This window comes from Lysinibacillus sp. GbtcB16 (genome assembly GCF_019091145.1).
Classification (GTDB): domain Bacteria; phylum Bacillota; class Bacilli; order Bacillales_A; family Planococcaceae; genus Lysinibacillus; species Lysinibacillus fusiformis.
In genome coordinates this window covers 1-268 of the sequence record NZ_JAGXJV010000441.1, presented here as the reverse complement: position 1 = coordinate 268, position 268 = coordinate 1, and the positions used below count along the sequence as shown (strand labels likewise).

At 59.3% G+C, this 268-nt stretch carries 1 protein-coding gene; it reads left to right on the top strand.

Annotation, left to right across the window (positions count from 1 at the left end; all coding sequences use genetic code 11):
* Positions 1-268, top strand: a 268-nt coding sequence (locus KVT27_RS24840) for an FAD-binding protein (RefSeq protein ID WP_217582193.1), incomplete at both ends; no start/stop codon positions are given.

The window sequence follows — 268 nt, the reverse complement described above, 5'->3', positions numbered from 1 at the left end:
GCGTTTAATGCGCAAACAGGTGAAAAAGGCAGGCGTTCGCATTCTCGACCACAGTCCTGCACTGGAGCTTCTAGCGGATGAGCATGGTGTTGCCGGGGCTGCCGGCGTGAACAACCAGACGCAAGCTGCATGGCGCGTAGATGCAGCAGCGGTTGTCATCGCTACAGGCGGATGCGCCTTCTTGAGTAAGGCGCTCGGCACGAACGTGTTGACCGGAGACGGATACTTGCTTGCGGCAGAAGCGGGAGCCAGCATGTCCGGCATGGAA